Below are 19,368 nucleotides of genomic sequence, written 5' to 3' on the forward strand. Positions count from 1 at the left end.
GCTTGAATATCAGGTTGAAGCCGCGGTCTTCGCCTGGGGAAAACAGGCCGTGAAAACGGCGCCCTGCTTGGGCACGCTCTCGATCAAAAGCCGGCCGCGATGGCGGTTAAGAATATGTTTCACCAGCGATAATCCGAGCCCCGTCCCGCCCTGCGAGCGGCTGTCGCCGACGTCGACCCGGTAGAACCGCTCGGTCAGTCGCGGCAGATGCTCGGGCGCGATGCCGGGTCCGAAATCGCGGACCAGGACCCGGATTTCCTGAGTTCCATCAGTGGCTGCCGCGGCGGCCAGCGACACGATGACACGTCCGCCCGACGCCCCGTATTTGAGGGCGTTTTCGATCAGGTTCTCGAACAGGCGGAGCAATTCCTCGCGATCGCCCGCGATCATCACCGGGGTCTCAGGCAGATGGGTTTCGACCTCGACCTGGCGCTCCCGCGCCAGCGGCTCGAGCCCGTCGGCGACCTGGAAGATGATCGGCAGCAGGTCGACCAGGGTGTCGGGCCGCACATGGGCCGACAGCTCGACCCGCGACAGCGAGAGCAGATCGTCGATCAGGCGCGCCATCCGGGTCGCCTGGTTGTGCATGATGCCGAGGAACCGCTCGCGTGCCTTGGGATCGTCCTTGGCCTGGCCCTGGAGCGTGTCGATGAAACCCGACAGCGCGGCGAGCGGCGTGCGCAGCTCGTGGCTGGCATTGGCGACGAAGTCTGCGCGCATCTCCTCGACCCGGCGCAGCGGCGTCTGGTCGTGGAATGTCATCAGCATGCATTTGTCGGCGCCGCCGAAGGAGGTCGGCACCGGCACCGGTGTGATGGTCAGCTCCATCCAGCGGTCGACCGGCACATGGTCGAGATAGGTCGTGCGCCGCGGCTCGGTGGTCGCGATCGACTCCCGCAGCGCCGTGATGATCTCCGGCGAGCGCAGCGCGAACTGGGCGAGCTCGTTCTTGCGCAGTGCCGGCGCCAGCTGGGCGGCGGCGGCATTGAGATGGATGACACGCCCGGCGCGGTCGAGCAGCACCGCCGGATCCGGCATGCCGGCGACGACCGCGGCCACCGCCGCGCTCTCGACCGGGTTGACGCGGCGGGTGTCGTCGCGCGAGGCGGCATTGTCGTGCAGCCGCCAGGGGATCAGCGCTGCGGCCGCGATGCAGAGGAACACCGTCGCCGCCCGCATCACCGACAATTCGCCGAGCGAGACCACCACCGACAGCGCCAGCGCCGCGGCGATCAGGATGACGGTCGAGTGCCGCAGCCGGTCGGACCAGGGCTGCGCGGAGGGAGAAGATGGGGCGTCGATCGCCATCGGGGCGGGCTTCTCCTAAGGGGATGCGCCGGTCAGGCGCCGGTGTCGCTGCGCTCTCTCACATAGGCGGCTTCACGCGCCGGGCCGGGGTCGAGCTTGAGCGCCGCCTGCTGCAAGCGCTTCGATCGAGCGCCGATTATAACCTCGCGAAACGTCAGCAAGATTACAGATATGACGAAGGGGGAGAGATAATAGAGGACGCGGAACAGGAGCATGCCACCCAGCAGTTCCTCGCGGTCCATCTGCCAGAGGCCGACCAGCATGGCGGCATCGAACACGCCGAGCCCTCCCGGCGAGTGGCTGGCGAAACCGAGCAGCGTCGCCGAGACGAAGATCACCGCCACCACGACGAAGCCGAGATTGGGCTCGTCCGGGACCAGCACGTACATCGCCAGCGCACAGAAGCCGAGATCGATGATGCCAATGGCGATCTGGAGCAGCGTCAGCGGGCCGCCCGGCAGCACCACGGTCCAGGGCCCGCGGCCGACCACCCGCGGCTGGGTCCAGACCCAGACCACATAGGCGACCAGCCCCGCGATGATCATCATCGCCAGCATCCGGTTCAGCCAGGGCGGAAGCTGGTCGATCGCGGCAGCGGCTTCCGGATGGTAGGAGATGCCGAGGCCGAGCACCGCGGCATTGCCGAGCCAGAAGGTCAGGCCGGCGAGGAAGCAGATCTTTGCGACGTCGATCGCGTTCAGGCCATAGGCCGAATAGATGCGGTAGCGCACCGCGCCGCCGGTGAAGACGCTGGCGCCGACATTGTGGCCGATCGAATAGCTGGTGAAGGCGGCAAGCGCATTGATGCGGTAGGGCACATGGGCGTGACCGATCGCGCGCACGGCGAACAGATCGTAGAAGGTCAGGGTGAAATAGCCCGCGGCCACGAACAGCGCCGCCATCGCGATCTGGCTCGGCTCGGTGCTCTTGATCGCTTCGAGGACCTCGTTGACGTCGATGCCCCGCAGCATGTGGTAGAGCACATAGCAAGCGATGCCGATGACCGCGACGCTGATCACAACTCCAAGCTTATGCAGGACTTGCTTCTGGCGCAGAAACGTCATCGCCCTGCGTATGGCTTCCAGCATCTAGACCTCGAACAACGCTTCAGCGGCCGGGGTGGCCGGCGGACAGGCGGACGACGCACAGGCATTCAACGAACCCTTGCCGCCGGCTCCGGCATCGCGCATGCCCCATGCCCTTCCACTAGCGCGTTTTGGGGCGGAGTGGAATTCAGCAATTCGAACAAAAACTCGTGCCTTCAATATTTTAGGCAGGGTTGCGGGCTCCTGATGCACGGATTGGCGCTTTCGGCGGCAAGACTGACGCGAATCTCCATGGCAATCCTGCGCAGGCGCCATGAAGTTTTGATGATTTCGACCGCACAATGTTCCGTCACGACTTAAGCCGACGTCAATCCATGGGCCGCCCCCGCCTGGCGAAAGAGGGGGTGGCCGGCGCTGTTGTTCAGGGATTCAGGTGGGCCGAAAGGCCGCGGCGACGGTAGCGGCCTCAGGAAGCGATCGGAATCCGCCCCGGATCAGTGCCACGCGGAAGTGACGGCGGCCACGATTTCGTCGGTACCGGGAAAGTGGCCCTTCCTGCGGCTGGCGACGATGCTGTCGCCGACCTTGACCTGGAAGATCCCACCCTTGGCGGGCACGAGAGCCGCCTCCAGCGCCAGATGCTGCCGCAGCGCAGCAGCGGCGTCCTTGGCGCGCTTCTCGTAGCCGCAGGGACGACAATAGATGATGGTCACATCAGCCATCTCGCCCGCCTTCAGGCAGCGCGCTGCTGGCGCACGGCCTCGATGCCGGCGATCCAGCCGGCGACGGAGCGGCCGATCGCCTCGGGGTGATCCTCCTGGAGAAAGTGCAGCCCAGGTCCGAGGCGCACCAATGCGCAGTGATTCAGCGAGGCTGCGAACCGCTCGGCGAATTCGGGCGCGACGAGCGCGCCGGGCATGCCCGAGAACAACAGCTTCGGATAGGACGATGCAGCCAGCGCCGCATGCGCGGATTGGAGCATCTCGTAGACGTCGGCAGGCTCACCCGCGATCGGCAGTTCGCGGGGAAAGGCGAGAACGGGCCGGCGGCTCTCCGGCGTCGGGAATGGCGCACGGTAAGGCGCCATCTCGTCCTCGCCGAGCTTGCGAACGATGCCACCGGGCAGCACGCGTTCGACGAACGCGTTCGCCTCGAGGATCATCGCTTCGCCCTCGCCCGGCGTCCTGAATTTGCGGAACGCCGCCCTCGCCGCCTCGGCGTGGTCCTGCTCCTCCGCGACCTCGGTGTGGTGAAAGTCCTGCCAGGTCGGCATCGGGCGGATGAACTCCATGAAGGCAAGGCCGCGCACGAAATCCGGCCGGCGCGCGGCGAGATGGAACGCGAGCGCGGTGCCCCAGTCCTGCGCGACGAGGTAGGCCGATTTGATGCCGCGCTGTTCGATGAATGCATCGAGATAGCGGACGTGGTCGACGAAGCGATAGCCGATGTCGGGCTTGCCGGATTGGCCGAAGCCGACGAGATCGGGCGCGATGCAATGTGCGACCGGCGATACAAGCGGCAGGATGTTGCGCCAGATATGTGACGACGTCGGGTTGCCGTGCAAGAACAGGGCAACGGGCGCATCGCGATCTCCCGCCTCGCGATAGGCCATCGTGCCTCCCAGCACAGACGTTTTGAGAATCTCGATTTCAGTTGGCTTGCTCATGTCAGCTCCCTGAAGACGGTTTGAAAGGCGATGGTCTTGAAACGTTCGAGGGCGTTGGGATTTCGGTCGACCTTCATGCGCAGGATCGCGCCCTGCCAGGACGCGAGCAGGAAATCGGCAAGCTCTTCGGGCTCGAAATCGGATGCGATCTCGCGGCACGTCTGGGCGTCCCTGATGCAAGCGGCGAACGGCGCGCGCCATTGGGCGAAGATTTCGGCGAGACGTACACGCAGCATTTCGCTGCTGGCCGATGCCTCCAGGCTGAGATCACCGATCAGGCAGCCGCGGCCATAGCCGTCGGCCTCGAGCCGGCCGGTGATGATGTCGAGATAGCGCCGCAGCCGCGCGCGCGGCGTCAGCGAGGTGTCGTCGAGTGCCTGCGCGACCAGTCCCCTCGTGGTGTCGAAGTAGCGGTCGAGCACCTCGGAGGCGAATATCTCTTTGGAGCGAAAATGGTTGGTGAAGGACCCCTGCGGCGCGCCTGCCGCAGCGGTGACGTCGCGCACGCTGGTGCCGTGATAGCCGGTCCTGAACATGACCTTCAGGCCGGCATCGAGGATGGCGTCTTTGAGTGAGGGCTTTGGCACGAGGGAATTAATACGTACGTACGTATTAATGTCAAGCGCATTCTGATCGTTCAGCAATTTGCTTGCCGATCAGGCCGTTATCGCAATGTTGGATAGAGGCCCGCCCTCCGAGAGAGCCCAAGGACTCAGGCCGCCGGCTGGCTCCGCGAGACCACCCTGTCGCGAAGCCAGGCGCCGATGGTGCAGCCGACTAGGTAGCAGGCGAACATGACCAGCCCGAGATCGAGCCAATAGCCGAAGCGGCCGGGCACCACATGCGCGAAGGAGGCTGCGACCAGGGCGGCGGCAAGCACGGCGAGCCAGCGCGCGGTCACCTTCGAGGTACCGTTGCCGCGCTGGACCACCGAGATCCAGCCCATGCAAAAGCCCAGCAGCAGCGAGCCGATCAGCCAGCCCAGATGGAATGAGACGAGATAGGGCATCGTCACCTCACCAGAAATTCGATGCGGCGGTTCTGCGCCTTGCCTTCGTCGGTGTCATTGCCGGCGAGGGGCTGCGTGGCGCCATAGCCGACCGGGGTGAAGCGGGTGGCCGGCAGCCCGGCCTTGACCAGATAGTCGATCACGGCCTGCGCGCGCTTCTCCGAGAGAGCCTGGTTGAAGGAGTCCTCACCGTCGGCATCGGTGTGCCCGGCCACCTCGATATTGGTGGTGGGGCAGCGCAGCGCCGTCTCGATCAGGTGGTCGAGAATGCCGGCGGAATCCGGGTCGATGTCGGCGCGTTTCGTTGCGAAGCGGATCTTGCCCTTGTTCAGGAGCTCCGTGAACAATTGCTGGCAGACCGTGCCGTCGACCGGGCCCGCGGCAGGCTTCACCGTAATCTCCGGCTTGTACTGCCAGTTCTTCGGGAAGTCCTTGCCGAGGCCTGCGCGGATGTCGTTGGCGGCCCCTTCGTAGAGCGCGTCACCCGACAGCTTCACCTCGCGATCGGACACCACGAGCGTACCGGTCGACAGCCGCGACAGCCCGCCTAGCGCTGCGACCACGGCAGTATTGAAGGAGCCGGGTGCGCCGACGCTGGCCTTGAGATTGTCGACGACCTTTTCGGTGAAGAACTTTCGCGAGGCACTCGTTGCAATGGCCGCGTGCACGTTGTTGTCAGGCACGTAGCCCGTCAGCGTCACCGTCGCAGCAACCGGGTCCTTGTAGGCCTGGAAGATGTAGGGCGGCGCCTTGACATCGTTGGCGGCGACCGAAAAGCCCTCCGGCAGGTTCTTGAGCGCGGCCGCGATCGCCTCACGGCCGCCGAGGTCGCGCGCCATGCCCGACAGATTGACCTTGGTGTCGGTGATCGTGATCTTGCCGTCCTTGAGCTTGCCGATCTGGTCGAGCAGCAGCATCGCTGCGGCCTCGAACCGCGGCGGTGCGCCCCTGGCCAGGCCCATCTGATCGGCGACCTCGGTCCCGTTGACCTCCTTGCGCGCGGCCTCGGTCAGGCGCGCCTTCATCGACGGCAGGGGCGCGGAGCCGGACAGCGTCACCCGCACCACGTCACGCTCGGCATTCCAGACGAAGGGCGTTGCTTCGGGAACAAGGCGGGTCCGGTCGTCGACCAGGCGCACGCCCGGGACGAGCTCGACCGCCATCACGGCATCGCGGCGCCCCTCCTCGGAAAAGGCGTCCGCGGCCAGGCCGACGTCCCGGCCGTCCACCGCGATCCGGGTCTTGTCCAGAACGGTCTCCTTGAGCGCCGCCGAGCTGCGGGCGGACAGGTCCGCCTCGACCGGCAAGGTATTATTCCAGGCCGCAAATCCCCACATGACGGCCAGGGGGATCAGCCCTGGCCACCATTTGCTGGCCCACCTGAAAAGCTTCTGCATTCAACGACCCGAACTCTGGAACCGGAGACAAAACAAACCCTTGGCGGGCTGTCAAACCGGAAATGATGCCCTTCCGAAGGCCATGCGTCGACAATTGGAATAACTTTTTCTTCAAGGGTTCTTCCGTAAGTTGAAAGTGGAATGCCAGAGTTCGCCAGCCGGTCATGAAACAACTCCGAAACAACGTCATCCGCGCCGGGCTGGGGGCACTCTATTTCAGCGGGGCGCACCACCTGTTGCGCCCGCTCTTGTCGGGCGTCGGCGCCATTTTCATGCTGCACCATGTGCGGCCGGCCCGCGAGGCCGCGTTCCAGCCGAACCGGCACCTCGAAGTCACCCCCGATTTCCTGCGCGCCACGCTGAGCCATTTGCGCTCGCGCGGGATCGACATCGTCAGCATGGACGAGCTGCATGAGCGGCTGGTGCAGGGCCGCTTCACCCGCCCCTTCGCCGCCTTCACCCTCGACGACGGTTACCGCGACAATCTCGAATTCGCGCTGCCGGTTCTGCGCGAATTTGACGCGCCCTTGGCCGTCTATGTCGCGAGCGAGTTTGCCGAGGGCACCGGACGTCTGTGGTGGACCGCGCTGGAAACCGTGATCGCCAAGGCCGAACAGATCGACATCCAGATCGGCAATTCCGCGCTTCGGCTGGATGCAACGACCCCTGCTGCAAAACAGGTTGCGTTCGACCGCCTGCACGATTGGCTGCGCGCGCTGCCGGGCGAACATGATCTCAAGCGCGAGATCGAGGCGCTCTGCGCCAGATACGACGTCGACATGGCCGCGCTGTGCCGCAGCCTGTGCCTGTCCTGGGACGAGGTGAAGGCATTTTCCGCCGATCCGCTGGTCACGATCGGCGCGCACACCATCAGCCATTGCAATCTCGCCAGGCAGAGCGAGGGGATCGCCGCACAGGAGATGGCGGTAAGCCGCGCGCGGATCGAGCAGGCGCTCGGCCGTACCGTGCTGCACTTCGCCTACCCCTATGGCGACCGCGAAGCGGCGGGCGAGCGCGAATTCGCTCTCGCTGCATCGGCCGGCTTCAAGACCGCGGTGACGACCCGGCCCGGCATGCTGTTCGCCGAGAACGCCGGCCACATGACCGCGCTGCCGCGCGTCTCGCTCAACGGCAATTACCAGGACGCGCGAATTTTGCCGGTGCTGACCTCAGGCGCCGCGACCGCAATGTGGAACGGCTTTCGCCGGATCGCGGCGGCCTGATCCATCAACACACTCAGACCTCATCCTGAGGAGCGCTCCAAAGGAGCGCGTCTCGAAGGATGGCCGCCCGCATCCTTCGAGACGCGCTGACGCGCTCCTCAGGATGAGGGCGGAGCTGGCCAGCGCCTTCCTTGACTCCCCTCTCGGCCGCGCTCAAAACGGCGTCAACCAAGGGAGGCACCATGTTCAACGATCTGTTCTCGCTCAAAGGCCGTGTCGCGCTCGTGACCGGCGGGTCGCGCGGCATCGGCAAGATGATCGCGGCGGGCTTCCTCGCGCAAGGCGCGGCGAAGGTCTACATCACCGCGCGCAAGGCCGGGCCGTGCGAGGCGACGGCGAAAGAGCTCTCCGCCCAATATGACGGCGAATGCGTCGCGCTGCCGATCGATATCTCGACCATCGAGGGCTGCGACAGGCTGGCCTCCGAAATCATCAAGCTGGAGCCGAAGCTCGACATCCTCGTCAACAATGCGGGTGCGGCCTGGGGCGCGGATTTCGACGAATTCCCGGAGAGCGGCTGGGACAAGGTGATGGACCTCAACGTCAAGTCGCTGTTCTTCCTGACCAAGGCGCTGGCAAAGCCGTTGCGCGCGGCGGCCTCGCACGAGCGGCCAGCCAAGGTGATCAACATCGCCTCGGTCGACGGCATCTTCGTCAATCCCAGCGAGACCTATTCCTACGCCGCCAGCAAGGCCGCCGTGATCCATCTGACACGGCGCATGGCGACGAAGCTGATCAAGGACAACATCAACGTCACCGCGATCGCGCCGGGCGCGTTCAAGTCCGACATGAACCGCGCTGCGCGCGACCATGCGGACGAGGTCGCAAAGCGCATTCCGGCGCGGCGTATCGGAACCGATGAGGACATGGCCGGCGTCGCGATCTACCTCGCCTCGCGCGCGGGTGATTACGTGGTCGGCAACACCATCGCGGTGGATGGCGGCGTGGTGTACGCCAATGCGGGGCTGGAGATCGCCGGGTAGGCGGGGCGTTTCAGCACAGAGCGCGCGTCACACTCCGCAGTCATGCCCCGGCTTGACCGGGGCATCCAGTACGCTGCAGCGTCTCGATCTATCTCTGCCGCCTCTGGAATACTGGATCACCCGCTTTCGCGGGTGATGACACCATTTGCATTGTGCGAGGGTCGAACCCTGACTCTTACGACTCGATCTTCACGTACTCGAAATCGCCGGGCTTGTTGTCGATGCCGACCTTCGGCGGCGAGATCCAGGAGGCGAACTGGCCGGTCTCGGTGACGGGCTGCATCAGCGAGGTGATGAAGTCGCCGTCGGCGGTCGAGGGCAGCCACTCGTCCTTGCGCTTCGCCCAAATGGCATCGTCGATCAAAAGACCATCCGGCGTCGCATGGATGCCCTTGAACTCGCCGATATGGCGATGGAAAGCGACGTTGGGCAGTTTGAGCTGGAAGTTATAGCCGGCGGTCGAGATCACCTTGTTCCAGCGCAGCATGCCCTTGACGCAGTCCTGGCTGTAATCGTCGCGCAGGCGCATGTTGAGCGCCGTCAGCGCCGGCTCGTCGACCAGCTTGATCTCACCGTCGATGAACTTGAGCACCGGATAGGTGGCGTTCTTGAGCTGGTGATCGTCGTCGATCTGGGTCTCGTGATAACGGCCCTTGATGCCGGTGTTGAAGGCGTTGGCCGCGTTGGTCGAGACCTCCGAGCCGAACAGGTCGAGCGACAGCGTGTAGTGCAGGTTCAGCTTCTTCTGGATCGTCGGCAGGTCGATCACGCCGAGCGCGCGAACCTTTGCGATGTCGGTGGGATCGGTGATGCCGGCTTCGCGCATCGCGTCACAAGTGCGCTGCACGACGCGGGTGATGCCGGTCTCGCCGACGAACATATGGTGCGCTTCTTCCGTCAGCATGAAACGGCAGGTGCGCGACAAGGGATCGAAGCCCGACTGCGCGAGCGAGTGCAGCTGCATCTTGCCGTCGCGGTCGGTGAAGTAGGTGAACATGAAGAAGGACAGCCAGTCCGGCGTCGCCTCGTTGAAGGCACCGAGCATGCGCGGCGCATCGGCATCGCCCGAGCGACGGCGCAGCAAGTCATCCGCTTCCTCGCGGCCGTCGCGGCCAAAGTACTTCTGGAGCAGGTAGACCATCGCCCAGAGGTGGCGGCCTTCCTCGACATTGACCTGGAACAAATTGCGCATGTCGTAGAGCGAGGGCGCGGTCTTGCCGAGGTGGCGCTGCTGCTCGACGGAAGCCGGCTCGGTGTCGCCCTGGATCACGATCAGGCGGCGCAGCATGGCGCGATACTCGCCCGGGACTTCCTGCCACGCAGGCTCGCCGAAATGCTCGCCGAACGGAACGACGCGGTTCTCCTCCTGCGGCGCAAGCAGGATGCCCCAGCGATAGTCGGGCATGCGGACGTAATCGAACTTGGCCCAGCCGCGCGGATCGACGGAATAGGCGGTGCGCAGGTACACCAGCGACTCCTGGAAGCCCTCCGGCCCCATGTCGCTCCACCAGTCCATATAGCCGGGATGCCAGCCTTCCAGCGCCTTCAGCACCTGGCGGTCTTCGGCGAGATTCACGTTGTTCGGAATCTTGGTCGAGTAGTCGACGTTCATGATGTTCATGGTGGACCTCCCGTGGGGGACTGATTCATTCAACGATTGGCATCGAACCGTGAGCTTGCGAATGGCGAATGGTGAGTAGCGAATGGAAATCCCTATTCGCCATTCACCACTCCTACTCGCTAAACTCTCGTCATATCGAATTTCGGCTTCTGGCCGCTGCCGTAGCGGCGCAGCGCGCCTTCCTCGCCGACCGCGTTCGGGCGCTGGAAGATCCAGTTCTGCCACGCGGTGAGGCGCGCGAAGATTTTTGATTCCATCGTCTCGGGGCCGACGAAGCGCAGGCTGGCTTCCATGCCGGTGAGGCTGTCGGGCGAGAAGCTGGCGCGCTCCTCGAGGAACACGCGCACCTCGTCGTCCCAGTCGATGTCGTCGAGCGCGAAGGTGACGAGGCCGAGCTCTTCCGCCTGCTCGGCGTCGAGCGCGGTGCCCATGGTGGCTTCCGCACGCTCGACGTCGGACGGATCGGCCTGGAAGCGCGATTCCAGCCGGGTCAGGCCGTGGCTCATCGGATACGGACCGAAGTTCATGGCCGACAATTCGATCGACGGCGGCGGACGGTTGTCGCCCTGGCGCGTGCCGATCAGCATGTAGGAGCGGTCGGCGGCGAAGACGAGCTCGGCGAGCGTGCCGGCAAAGCAGGAGCCGGGCTCGACCAGCGTCACCAGCGTGCGCGAGGTGACGTCGATGCGCTTCAGCACGCGCTTCCAATAGTGCCTGATTTCGTTGACCAGCCAGTGCGCCTTGTTGGCTTCGAGGAAGCCATCGGATGCCAGCACATGGGCGCGGTCGCCATGGCTCTTGAAGACGAGCATCGCAATCTCGAGCTCGTTGATGCGCAGATGCAGGATGGCGTCGTCGAGCTCGCGCGCGACCTGGAGCGGCCAGAACGAAGATCCCTGCGCCATCACGCCGTCGACGTCGGCCGGCGGAGCGGCCTCCGGCGCCTTGATCGAGATGGTGGCGATGCGCGCCGTGCGATCGATGTCGACGCTGACAAAACCGTAGCGGATGCTGGTCTCGTCGATGACGCGCCTGAGCGGCGTCAGCGCGATGCCCTTGCCGCTGCCCTTGCGCTTCGACTGGCCTGCGAACTCCTTGGCGCGCTCGGCGATCTTGGCCTCGAGCTTCGAGTTCGGCGCGATCTCGTCGACGAGGCGCCACTGCACGGCGCGCTTGCCCTTCACGCCTTCCTCGATGGTGCAGAAGAAATCGGCGTGGTCGCGGCGCACCTTGCGCTTGTCGACGACGCGGGTGAGGCCGCCGGTGCCCGGCAATACCGCGAGCAACGGCACTTCGGGCAGCGCAACGGCCGACGAGCCGTCATCGGCGAGGATGATGTGGTCGGTCGCGAGCGCCAGCTCATAGCCGCCGCCGGCGGCCGAGCCGTTCACCACCGTGATGAAGCGCTGGCCGGAATTCTCCGACGAATCTTCCATGCCGTTGCGGGTCTCGTTGGTGAATTTGCAGAAGTTCACCTTGTGGGCATGGGTCGAGCCCGCAAGCATGCGGATGTTGGCGCCGGCGCAGAACACGCGGTTCTTGGCCGAGCGCATCACCACGACCTTCACCTCGGGGTGTTCGAAACGCAGGCGCTGGACGACGTCCGCCAGCTCGATGTCGACGCCGAGATCGTAGGAATTGAGCTTGAGCAGATAGCCTTCGAACAGGCCGCCATTCTCGTCGACGTCCATGGTCAGGGTGGCGACGTCGCCATCGACCGCAAGCTTCCAGTGCTTGTAGCGGGACGGGACGGTCTGGAAATCGATGAATGTCGCGCCGCCTGCGAGGCGCCGATCTTCCCCGGCCATGGGCCACCCTTGAGCTTGGTTATGCGTTTTGGCTGTAGCGTTAGATGCACAATAGTGCATCTTTTCGAAAGCGTCTAGCCCTTAACGGCCATCGCATGCACTTTGTTTCATGAGGCCTATTGAGACCGCACAATGGCGCCGAGGGTGATCCAGTCCGCCTTCGAGAGTTCGGAACGGCCCAGCTTGGCCTGGAGCAGAGCCGTCAGCGCCGGAATGGGGAAGCTCTCGACAAAGCCGTCGCCGCCCGCGGCTGCCTTGCGCGAGTTCAGCGCCCGTAACTCTGCCTGCGCGTCGCCGAACAGGCGCGCGGCCGAATGCAGCCGCTGCATGCGCAGTCGCAAATTGGCATTGGCGATGTGAATGCAGGCGCGCAGCAGAATACGCTCGCGGCCGCCTTGCGGGGCTGCGGCCCACACCGCTTCCAGCACCTCCTGCGATTCCCAGAAATAGCCGCGGTCGTTGAGCGCGAGCCCGTAGCGCAGCGCCGGATGGCGCGCCGGCACGTAGCCGCGGAAGGCCGAGGGCACCAGCACCTTGGCCAGGTCAAGCGTCTCGTAATCCGCGTCGACCCCGTCGGTCTCGCCCGGCACATAGGCCCATCGCGGCCACGGCAACGGGCCGCTTGCATCCGAAGGCACATTCATGGATGTGCCTTCGCAGAATCATGCGGCGCGTCCTTGAAGTCCCTGATCGTCGCGCAGGGCCGCTCTTGCAAATTGCTCAATCGCGTCAAGCGTCGCCCCCGGCGCTTCACGATGCGGGGAATGTCCCGCGTCTGAAATAATTTTCAAATCTACCGGACAATAACACTCTTCCTGCGCAATATCGACCTGTCGCAGTGTCCCATATTGGTCGTCCTTGCCCTGCACGACCAGGATGGGAACGCGGATGTAGGCGAGGTATTCCGAGATGTCCCAGTCGCGGAATTTCGGATCGAGCCAGGCACGGTTCCAGCCGTAGAAGGCGTTGTCGACATCCTTGTGCCAGCGCGCCAGCTTCGCCTTGAGGTCGGTGGTCTCGAAGGTCGTCTTGATCGCAGCGATGGATTTCACCGAGATGTCCTCGACGATGAAATGCGGCGCCATCAGCACGAGGCCTTGCAGACGGTGATCCTGATGCGCACCGGCATAGATCGTCGCGATCGAGGCGCCGTCGGAATGGCCGAGCAGGAGGCCGCGCTTGAAGGAAATCGCGTCGAGGATCTTCGGCAGCACATCCAGCGCCTCGCGCTGCATGTAATCGAGCGGCCGCGGCAGCGTGACCGCGCTGGATTGGCCGTAGCCCGCGCGCGAATAGACGAAGATGCCGGCGCCGGTGGCTAGCTGGAGCTTCTCGGGGAAGTCGCCCCACAGGCCGACGGAGCCGAGGCCTTCATGCAGCATGACGATGGTGGGTGCATCGGCGTCCTGCGGGGCGAGCCATTTGTATTCGAGGCTGGCGCTGCCGATGGTCAGGAAGCCGGTGGGGGTGAGGTTGGTCATTTCTTCGCTCTTCTTTCTCCGTCGTCATGCCCGGGCTTGACCCGGGCATCCACGCCTTTCCTCAATCGCGGATGCACGTGGATGGCCGGGTCAAGCCCGGCCATGACGACCGATTGCTAGTTTGCGCCCTCGCGCAATTTGAACCGCTGGATCTTCCCCGTCGCCGTCTTCGGCAGTGACTCCACCACGTCGATCCAGCGCGGATATTTCCACGGGCCGATCTTCTGCTTGACGTGCTCCTTCAGCATCTCCTGCAAGTCCGCCGTCGCCGCGCCCGGACGCAGCACGACGAAGGCCTTCGGCTTCAGCAGGCCTTCCGGATCGGCTTCGGGCACGACGGCCGCTTCCAGCACGGCGGGATGCGTGATCAGCGCGCTCTCGACCTCGAACGGCGAGACCCAGATGCCGGAGACCTTGAACATGTCGTCGGCGCGGCCGCAGAAGGTGTAGCGGCCTTCGCCATCGCGGACATATTTGTCGCCGGTGCGGGTCCATGGCCCTTCAAACGTGCGGCGGCTCTTGTGGCGCTGGTTCCAGTAGCCCTCGCCGGCGGAGGGCGCATCGACCAGCAGCTCGCCGACCTCGCCGTCGGCGACATCCTGGCCGGCCTCGTTGACGAGCCGCACCGCATAGCCCGGCACCGGCTTGCCCGAGGAGCCGTATTTGATGTCGCCGGGCGCGTTCGACAGGAAGATGTGCAAGAGCTCGGTCGAGCCGACGCCGTCGAGGATGTCGACGCCGAAGCGCGCCTTCCAGCTGTTGCCGACGGATTCCGGCAACGCCTCGCCGGCCGAGGTGCAGATGCGGAGCGACTTGCCGCCGCGCTCGGCCTTCATCGTCTCGTCGTTGAGCATCGCCGCGAACAGCGTCGGCACGCCGTAGAAGATCGAGGGATTGTACCTGTTCATCAGGTCGAACATGCGCGCCGGCGTCGGGCGCTCGCTGTTCAGCACCACGGTGGCGCCGACCGACATCGGAAAAGTCAGCGCATTGCCGAGGCCATAGGCGAAGAACAGTTTTGCCGCAGACAGGCAGACGTCGTTCTCGCGGATGCCGAGCACCTGGCTCGCATAGGTGTCCGCGGTCGCCTGCAAATTCGAATGGATGTGGCGCACGCCCTTGGGCATGCCGGTTGAGCCCGACGAATACAGCCAGAATGCGGGCTCGTCGGGATGCGTCGCGGCGGTCGTGAACTGGTCGCTCTCGCCGGCGAGCTCTTCCGCGAGCTGCTTGTGGCCGTTCATCTTGGCGCCGGAGACCACGACATGCTCGAGATCCGGCATGCGGCCGACGACGTCCTTGATGACGGGATAGAGTGCTTCGGAGACGAACAGCACGCGCGCGCGGCAATCGGCGAGGATGTAGGCGTATTGATCTGATGTCAGCAGCGTGTTCAGCGGCACCGGCACGATGCCGGCGCGGATCGCGCCCAGAAACACGATCGGGAAATCGACCGTGTCCAGCATGATCATCGCCACGCGCTCCTCGCGGCGGACCCCGAGCCGGCGCAGCATGTTGGCGGCGCGCCGGGTCTCGCGCTGGAGCTCGCCATAGGTGAGCCGCGAGACGGTGTCGTCGAAGGCGAGCTTTCCTCCCCTGCCGTCCTCGACGTTGCGGTCGAGCAGCCAGGTCACCGCGTTATAGGATCCCTCGCTCACGGACTTCTCCCCCGATTTTAGAATTATAATTCATAGAAAGACACCGCGGCGGCTTGCTGTCAATGCTGGCAGGCACTATGTTTCATTAAAACGCGCCGCAGGGCATCAACTAAAGAAGGCCCATGATCTGCAGTCCATGACCGACAGTCCCGACGCCGAATCCCGATTTCTCGAACAGCTCGGCCAGCGCGTGCGCACCATGCGCGCGCTGCGCGGCATGTCGCGCAAGGTGCTCGCCAAGGTATCGGGAATTTCGGAGCGCTACATCGCGCAGCTCGAGAGCGGCAAGGGCAACGTCTCCATCGTGTTGCTGCGCCGCGTCTCCGATGCGATGGGTGCGCATCTCGAAGACCTGCTTCCCTCGGCCGATCCGACGCCGGACTGGCAGATGTTTCGCGATCTCCTGCGCAAGGCGACGCCGGCGCAAATCGCTCAGGCCAAGGACGTTCTCGCCGGCGGCAGCGCGTCGGCGCCGCGGCGCGCACCGTTCTGCGGCATCGCGCTGATCGGCCTGCGCGGCGCCGGCAAATCGACACTTGGGCGGATGCTGGCGAAGAAGGTCGGCTGGAGTTTCGTCGAGCTCAACAAGGAGGTCGAGCAGCAGAACGGGCTCTCGGTCGCCGAGATCATCGCGCTCTACGGCCAGGAAGGCTTTCGCCGCATGGAGCAGGCAGCGCTGCAACAGCTGCTCGCGCGCAACGAGCTGATGGTGCTGGCGACCGGCGGCGGCATCGTGTCGGAGCCGTTGACCTTCGACCAGATCCTGTCGTCGTTCTACACGATCTGGCTGAAGGCCGAGCCCGAGGAGCACATGGCCCGCGTTCGCCGCCAGGGCGACCTGCGCCCGATGGCGGACGACCGCTCCGCAATGGCCGAGCTGCGCAACATCTTGCTGAGCCGCGAACCGTTGTATTCGCGCGCGACGGCGGTGGTCGATACGGCAGGGCTGTCGGTCGATGCGGCGGCTGCACGGCTGATCGATGCGGTGCGGCCGGTGCTGCAAAACGAAGCGCGGAGTTTCGGCCTGCGCAGCGTGGCGCTGTAAGGCGATCTCTCACGGCACGCTCGCTGCGTTCCCTCCCCCCTTGCGGGGGAGGGTTAGGGAGAGGGGTGCCACACGGGGACTCCATCACTCGCGCAACGCGCTTCTTCTTCGCGACAACCAACACCATTTCCTGGGCGACCCCTCCCCTGCCCTCCCCCGCAAGGGAGGAGGGAGCAGAGCTGAGCGCGCAGCTACGCCATGCGTCCCCTTTTCGTTTCGCAAAGGGAGACGATATGAAGAGCCTTGCACCAGACAGGACTCACGATGACCTCCAGCGACGTCACCACCTCCATGTTCGAGCGGATCGGCGGCAGCGCGACGATCGACTCTCTGGTCGACCGTTTCTACGAGCGCATGGACACGCTGCCGGAGGCGAAAATAATCCGCGCGATGCACGCGGATGACCTCGGACTGATCAGGGACGTGCTGAAGCGCTATCTCACCGAATGGACCGGCGGCCCAAAACTCTATTCCGTCGAGAAGGGCCATCCGCGGCTGCGGCAGCGGCATATCGGCTTTGCCATTGGCGACGCCGAGCGCGATGCGTGGCTGCTCTGCATGCGCGGCGCGCTGGACGAGACGGTCACGGACGCCGCCGCGCGGCAGGACCTCGACAAGGCGATATCGGGCCTTGCCGACTGGATGCGCAATCGGCAGTGACACAGAACGCGAGGCGGGGACGCGGTGGGCTACTCCAGCGGACTGCGCTTCGCGCAGCTGCAGGTTAACCCACCCTGCGCACCCCAGCCCTGTCATTGCACGCGTCAAACACCGAGCGATCCAGCGCCTCGGCCACAAAGCCCGCCACATAAATCAATGCCAGGATCGCCGCGGAGATCGCCATTGTCTCCGCATGCGCGAGCCCCCACCGCAACAACCGCTGCAACAATGTCGGCGGCGGAAAGCGGTAGGTCCGGCCCTTCGGCGTGATCAGGTCAAACGACCGAACCGACCGCGAGCGCACGTGGATCTTGCTGGGCAGCATCCGGATTTCTCCTCTCCAGCTCCTCGATCATGCCGCGCGCGATCTCCCGCTCGCCCATGATGACGACATCCGCCCCCAGCCCCTTCAAATGATCGACCTCGGCATCCGCATGCGCTCGCGCGATGATGCGGATGTCCGGATTGGCCGCACGCGCCTGCTGCACGATCTGCCCTGCCTCGAACGCCTCGGGGATCGCGATGACGAGATGCCGCGCCCGTGACGGATTGGTGGCGCCGAGAATTTCGGGCTGCGCGGCATTGCCCATGACGGTCTCGATGCCGCCCTGCTTCAGCTTCGCCAGTGCACTCTCGCCGACCTCGGCGACAAGGAACGGCAATTGCCGCTGCTTCAGGGCATCGCCGACGAGCGCGCCGACGCGGCCATAGCCGATCACGATCGTATGGTCGGTCAGGTCCGTGGTGCGGATCGGTTCGGGCACGGCGGCCGCGGCCTGCGGTGAATCCCGGCGCGGGTCGAGACGCGGCGCGAGCCAGGTGGCGGCCGCGAACATCAGCGGGTTGAGCATGATGGAGAGGATCGCGCCAGCCATGATCAGGTCGCGGCCGTCGCTGGGCAGGATCTGCGAGGCGACGCCGAGCTCGGCCAGGATGAACGAGAACTCGCCGATCTGCGACAGGCTCGCCGAGATCGTCAGCGCGGTCGCGACCGGATGCCGGAACAGGACCACGATCAGGAACGCCGCGAGTGATTTGCCGAGCATGATAATCGCCAGCGTCGCCAGCAGCGGCCAGGGCTCGCGGACCACGCTCATCGGATCGAACATCATGCCGACCGAGACGAAGAACAGCACGGCGAAGGCATCGCGCAGCGGCAGCGATTCCTGCGCGGCGCGTGCACTGAGCGGCGATTCCCGCAGCATCATGCCGGCGAAGAACGCGCCCAGCGCCAGCGACACGTCGAACAGCTTCGTCGCCCCGAATGCGATGCACAGCGCGATCGCAAGCACGCCAAGACGGAACAATTCGCGCGAGCCGGTATGCGCGATGTAGTGCAGGATCCAGGGAATCACCCGGCGCCCCACCACCAGCATCAGCCCGATGAACACGATGATCTTGGCCAGGGTCAGCATCACGATGCCGGCAAGCCCGAAGCCGGCCTGCGCGGCCAGCGGCTCGAAGGCTGGCTTGTCACCGCTGGCGCCCTGAAGGCTTGCGATCGCCGGGAACAGCACCAGCACGAGCACCATCGCGAGGTCCTCGACGATGAGCCAGCCGACCGCGATGCGGCCGCGATCGGTCTCCATCAGGCGCCGCTCCTGCAGCGCGCGAAGCAGGACCACAGTGCTCGCGACCGACAACGCCAGTCCGAACACGAGTCCCGCACCGACGCTCCAGCCCATCAGCCATGAAAGGCCGAGTCCCATCAGTGTGGCGACCGCAATCTGCACGACGGCGCCCGGAACGGCGATGTGCCGGACGCTCAGCAGATCCTGGAGCGAAAAATGCAGGCCGACGCCGAACATCAGCAAGATAATGCCGAGTTCGGCAAGCTCGGTCGCAAGCGCCTGGTCGGCGACGAAGCCTGGCGTGAACGGCCCGACGGCAACGCCGGCGAGCAGGTAGCCGACAAGCGGCGGAATGCGGAACCGCTGCGCTATAGTTCCGAGTACGAAAGCTAGTCCAAGTCCGACGACGATGGTGGCGATGAGAGGTGTGTCATGCGGCATTTTTGCCTTTTGACACAGCGCGCGCGCCGGCGCACCGCGACCAAGTGAGGCGGCTCAGCGCGCGACGCCTGCCGCAATCGCGCCGTCAGATCGACCAATAATTTGGGTGCGCGTAGGGCCGCGAACGATCGCCCCAGTCGAATTCGTCGCCGTCGAACTCGCTCGGTCCGCTGGCGAGTTCGTCCTGCGTCACCTCGACACGAAAAGCCTGCCGCGCGGGATCGTATTTCAGCGCGCCCCACTGCACAGGATAATGGTGGTGCGTGCCGAGCAGCCCGCCGGTCCTGATCACGGCGTAGGCGACCGTGCCGGTCACCTTGTCGAGCATCAGCCGCTCGATCGAGCCGAGCTTCGCGCCGTCGCGCCCGTAGACGCAGACGTGCTCCACGCGATCACTGGGAACCATGGTGTGTTTCATGGCGTCCTCCCTGTTGTCTTGCGTGACGAGATT

General features: G+C 65.0%; 19 protein-coding genes. 4 read left to right on the plus strand and 15 right to left on the minus strand.

Features of this window, described 5'->3' with window-relative positions; all coding sequences use genetic code 11:
- Window positions 1-9: 9 nt before the first annotated feature.
- The 7 genes from AB7Z56_RS41195 to AB7Z56_RS41225 all read right to left on the minus strand — a co-directional run bounded on the left by AB7Z56_RS41195 (window position 10) and on the right by AB7Z56_RS41225 (window position 6,426).
- Window positions 10-1,308, minus strand: coding sequence for an ATP-binding protein (locus AB7Z56_RS41195; protein ID WP_063979881.1), 1,299 nt, complete (start codon window positions 1,306-1,308; stop codon window positions 10-12).
- Between the two features lie 32 nt (window positions 1,309-1,340).
- Window positions 1,341-2,396, minus strand: a complete 1,056-nt coding sequence (locus tag AB7Z56_RS41200) for a lysylphosphatidylglycerol synthase domain-containing protein (RefSeq protein WP_063979882.1) — start codon at window positions 2,394-2,396, stop codon at window positions 1,341-1,343.
- A 452-nt stretch (window positions 2,397-2,848) separates the two neighbouring features.
- A complete protein-coding gene (locus AB7Z56_RS41205; protein WP_063979883.1) occupies window positions 2,849-3,076 on the minus strand; it encodes an Rdx family protein in 228 nt (75 codons plus the stop codon).
- An 11-nt stretch (window positions 3,077-3,087) separates the two neighbouring features.
- Window positions 3,088-4,020 carry a haloalkane dehalogenase gene (locus AB7Z56_RS41210; protein ID WP_063979884.1) on the minus strand — a complete coding sequence of 311 codons (933 nt, stop codon included), beginning with the start codon at window positions 4,018-4,020 and terminating at the stop codon, window positions 3,088-3,090.
- Window positions 4,017-4,607, minus strand: coding sequence for a TetR/AcrR family transcriptional regulator (locus AB7Z56_RS41215; protein ID WP_166348139.1), 591 nt, complete (start codon window positions 4,605-4,607; stop codon window positions 4,017-4,019). The genes AB7Z56_RS41210 and AB7Z56_RS41215 overlap by 4 nt, the downstream gene beginning before the upstream one ends.
- Window positions 4,608-4,732: 125 nt before the next feature.
- Window positions 4,733-5,029, minus strand: a complete 297-nt coding sequence (locus tag AB7Z56_RS41220) for a hypothetical protein (protein WP_063979886.1) — start codon at window positions 5,027-5,029, stop codon at window positions 4,733-4,735.
- A gap of 2 nt (window positions 5,030-5,031) precedes the next feature.
- On the minus strand, window positions 5,032-6,426 hold the full coding sequence (locus tag AB7Z56_RS41225) for an OmpA family protein (RefSeq protein ID WP_063979887.1): 1,395 nt from the start codon (window positions 6,424-6,426) through the stop codon (window positions 5,032-5,034).
- Window positions 6,427-6,590: 164 nt separating this feature from the next.
- Between AB7Z56_RS41225 and AB7Z56_RS41230 the strand changes: the two genes are divergently transcribed.
- Window positions 6,591-7,649, plus strand: coding sequence for a polysaccharide deacetylase family protein (locus tag AB7Z56_RS41230; protein WP_063979888.1), 1,059 nt, complete (start codon window positions 6,591-6,593; stop codon window positions 7,647-7,649).
- A gap of 182 nt (window positions 7,650-7,831) precedes the next feature.
- Window positions 7,832-8,632 (plus strand): SDR family oxidoreductase, encoded by an 801-nt coding sequence (locus AB7Z56_RS41235; RefSeq protein WP_063979889.1) that lies wholly within the window; start codon window positions 7,832-7,834, stop codon window positions 8,630-8,632.
- Window positions 8,633-8,807: 175 nt separating this feature from the next.
- Here AB7Z56_RS41235 and boxB read toward each other — a convergent pair whose 3' ends face one another.
- From boxB to AB7Z56_RS41260, 5 genes are all read right to left on the minus strand, one after another.
- Window positions 8,808-10,244 carry a benzoyl-CoA 2,3-epoxidase subunit BoxB gene (gene boxB / locus AB7Z56_RS41240; RefSeq protein ID WP_063985931.1) on the minus strand — a complete coding sequence of 479 codons (1,437 nt, stop codon included), beginning with the start codon at window positions 10,242-10,244 and terminating at the stop codon, window positions 8,808-8,810.
- A 128-nt stretch (window positions 10,245-10,372) separates the two neighbouring features.
- Window positions 10,373-12,061, minus strand: a complete 1,689-nt coding sequence (gene boxC / locus AB7Z56_RS41245; RefSeq protein WP_063979890.1) for a 2,3-epoxybenzoyl-CoA dihydrolase — start codon at window positions 12,059-12,061, stop codon at window positions 10,373-10,375.
- Window positions 12,062-12,177: 116 nt separating this feature from the next.
- Window positions 12,178-12,705 carry a DUF309 domain-containing protein gene (locus AB7Z56_RS41250; protein WP_063979891.1) on the minus strand — a complete coding sequence of 176 codons (528 nt, stop codon included), beginning with the start codon at window positions 12,703-12,705 and terminating at the stop codon, window positions 12,178-12,180.
- 18 nt (window positions 12,706-12,723) lie between these two features.
- Window positions 12,724-13,542, minus strand: coding sequence for an alpha/beta fold hydrolase (locus AB7Z56_RS41255; protein WP_063979892.1), 819 nt, complete (start codon window positions 13,540-13,542; stop codon window positions 12,724-12,726).
- A 116-nt stretch (window positions 13,543-13,658) separates the two neighbouring features.
- Entirely contained in the window at window positions 13,659-15,200 is a 1,542-nt protein-coding gene (locus tag AB7Z56_RS41260) for a benzoate-CoA ligase family protein (protein WP_063979893.1), read from the minus strand.
- 28 nt (window positions 15,201-15,228) lie between these two features.
- Here AB7Z56_RS41260 and AB7Z56_RS41265 point away from each other — a divergent pair, with 28 nt between their 5' ends.
- A complete protein-coding gene (locus AB7Z56_RS41265; protein WP_256376492.1) occupies window positions 15,229-16,245 on the plus strand; it encodes a helix-turn-helix transcriptional regulator in 1,017 nt (338 codons plus the stop codon).
- Window positions 16,246-16,509: 264 nt separating this feature from the next.
- Entirely contained in the window at window positions 16,510-16,905 is a 396-nt protein-coding gene (locus AB7Z56_RS41270) for a group II truncated hemoglobin (RefSeq protein WP_063979894.1), read from the plus strand.
- A gap of 64 nt (window positions 16,906-16,969) precedes the next feature.
- Here AB7Z56_RS41270 and AB7Z56_RS41275 read toward each other — a convergent pair whose 3' ends face one another.
- From AB7Z56_RS41275 to AB7Z56_RS41285, 3 genes are all read right to left on the minus strand, one after another.
- Window positions 16,970-17,230 (minus strand): hypothetical protein, encoded by a 261-nt coding sequence (locus tag AB7Z56_RS41275; RefSeq protein ID WP_063979895.1) that lies wholly within the window; start codon window positions 17,228-17,230, stop codon window positions 16,970-16,972.
- Window positions 17,181-18,917: a YbaL family putative K(+) efflux transporter gene (ybaL, locus tag AB7Z56_RS41280; RefSeq protein ID WP_231143701.1), complete on the minus strand. Its 1,737-nt coding sequence runs from the start codon at window positions 18,915-18,917 to the stop codon at window positions 17,181-17,183. Before ybaL ends, AB7Z56_RS41275 begins: the two co-directional genes overlap by 50 nt.
- An 85-nt stretch (window positions 18,918-19,002) precedes the next feature.
- On the minus strand, window positions 19,003-19,335 hold the full coding sequence (locus AB7Z56_RS41285; protein WP_063979896.1) for a PRC-barrel domain-containing protein: 333 nt from the start codon (window positions 19,333-19,335) through the stop codon (window positions 19,003-19,005).
- Window positions 19,336-19,368 lie beyond the last annotated feature (33 nt).

It is taken from the genome of Bradyrhizobium sp. 482_C4_N1_8 (assembly GCF_052075965.1).
GTDB classification, from domain to species: Bacteria; Pseudomonadota; Alphaproteobacteria; order Rhizobiales; family Xanthobacteraceae; genus Bradyrhizobium; species Bradyrhizobium barranii.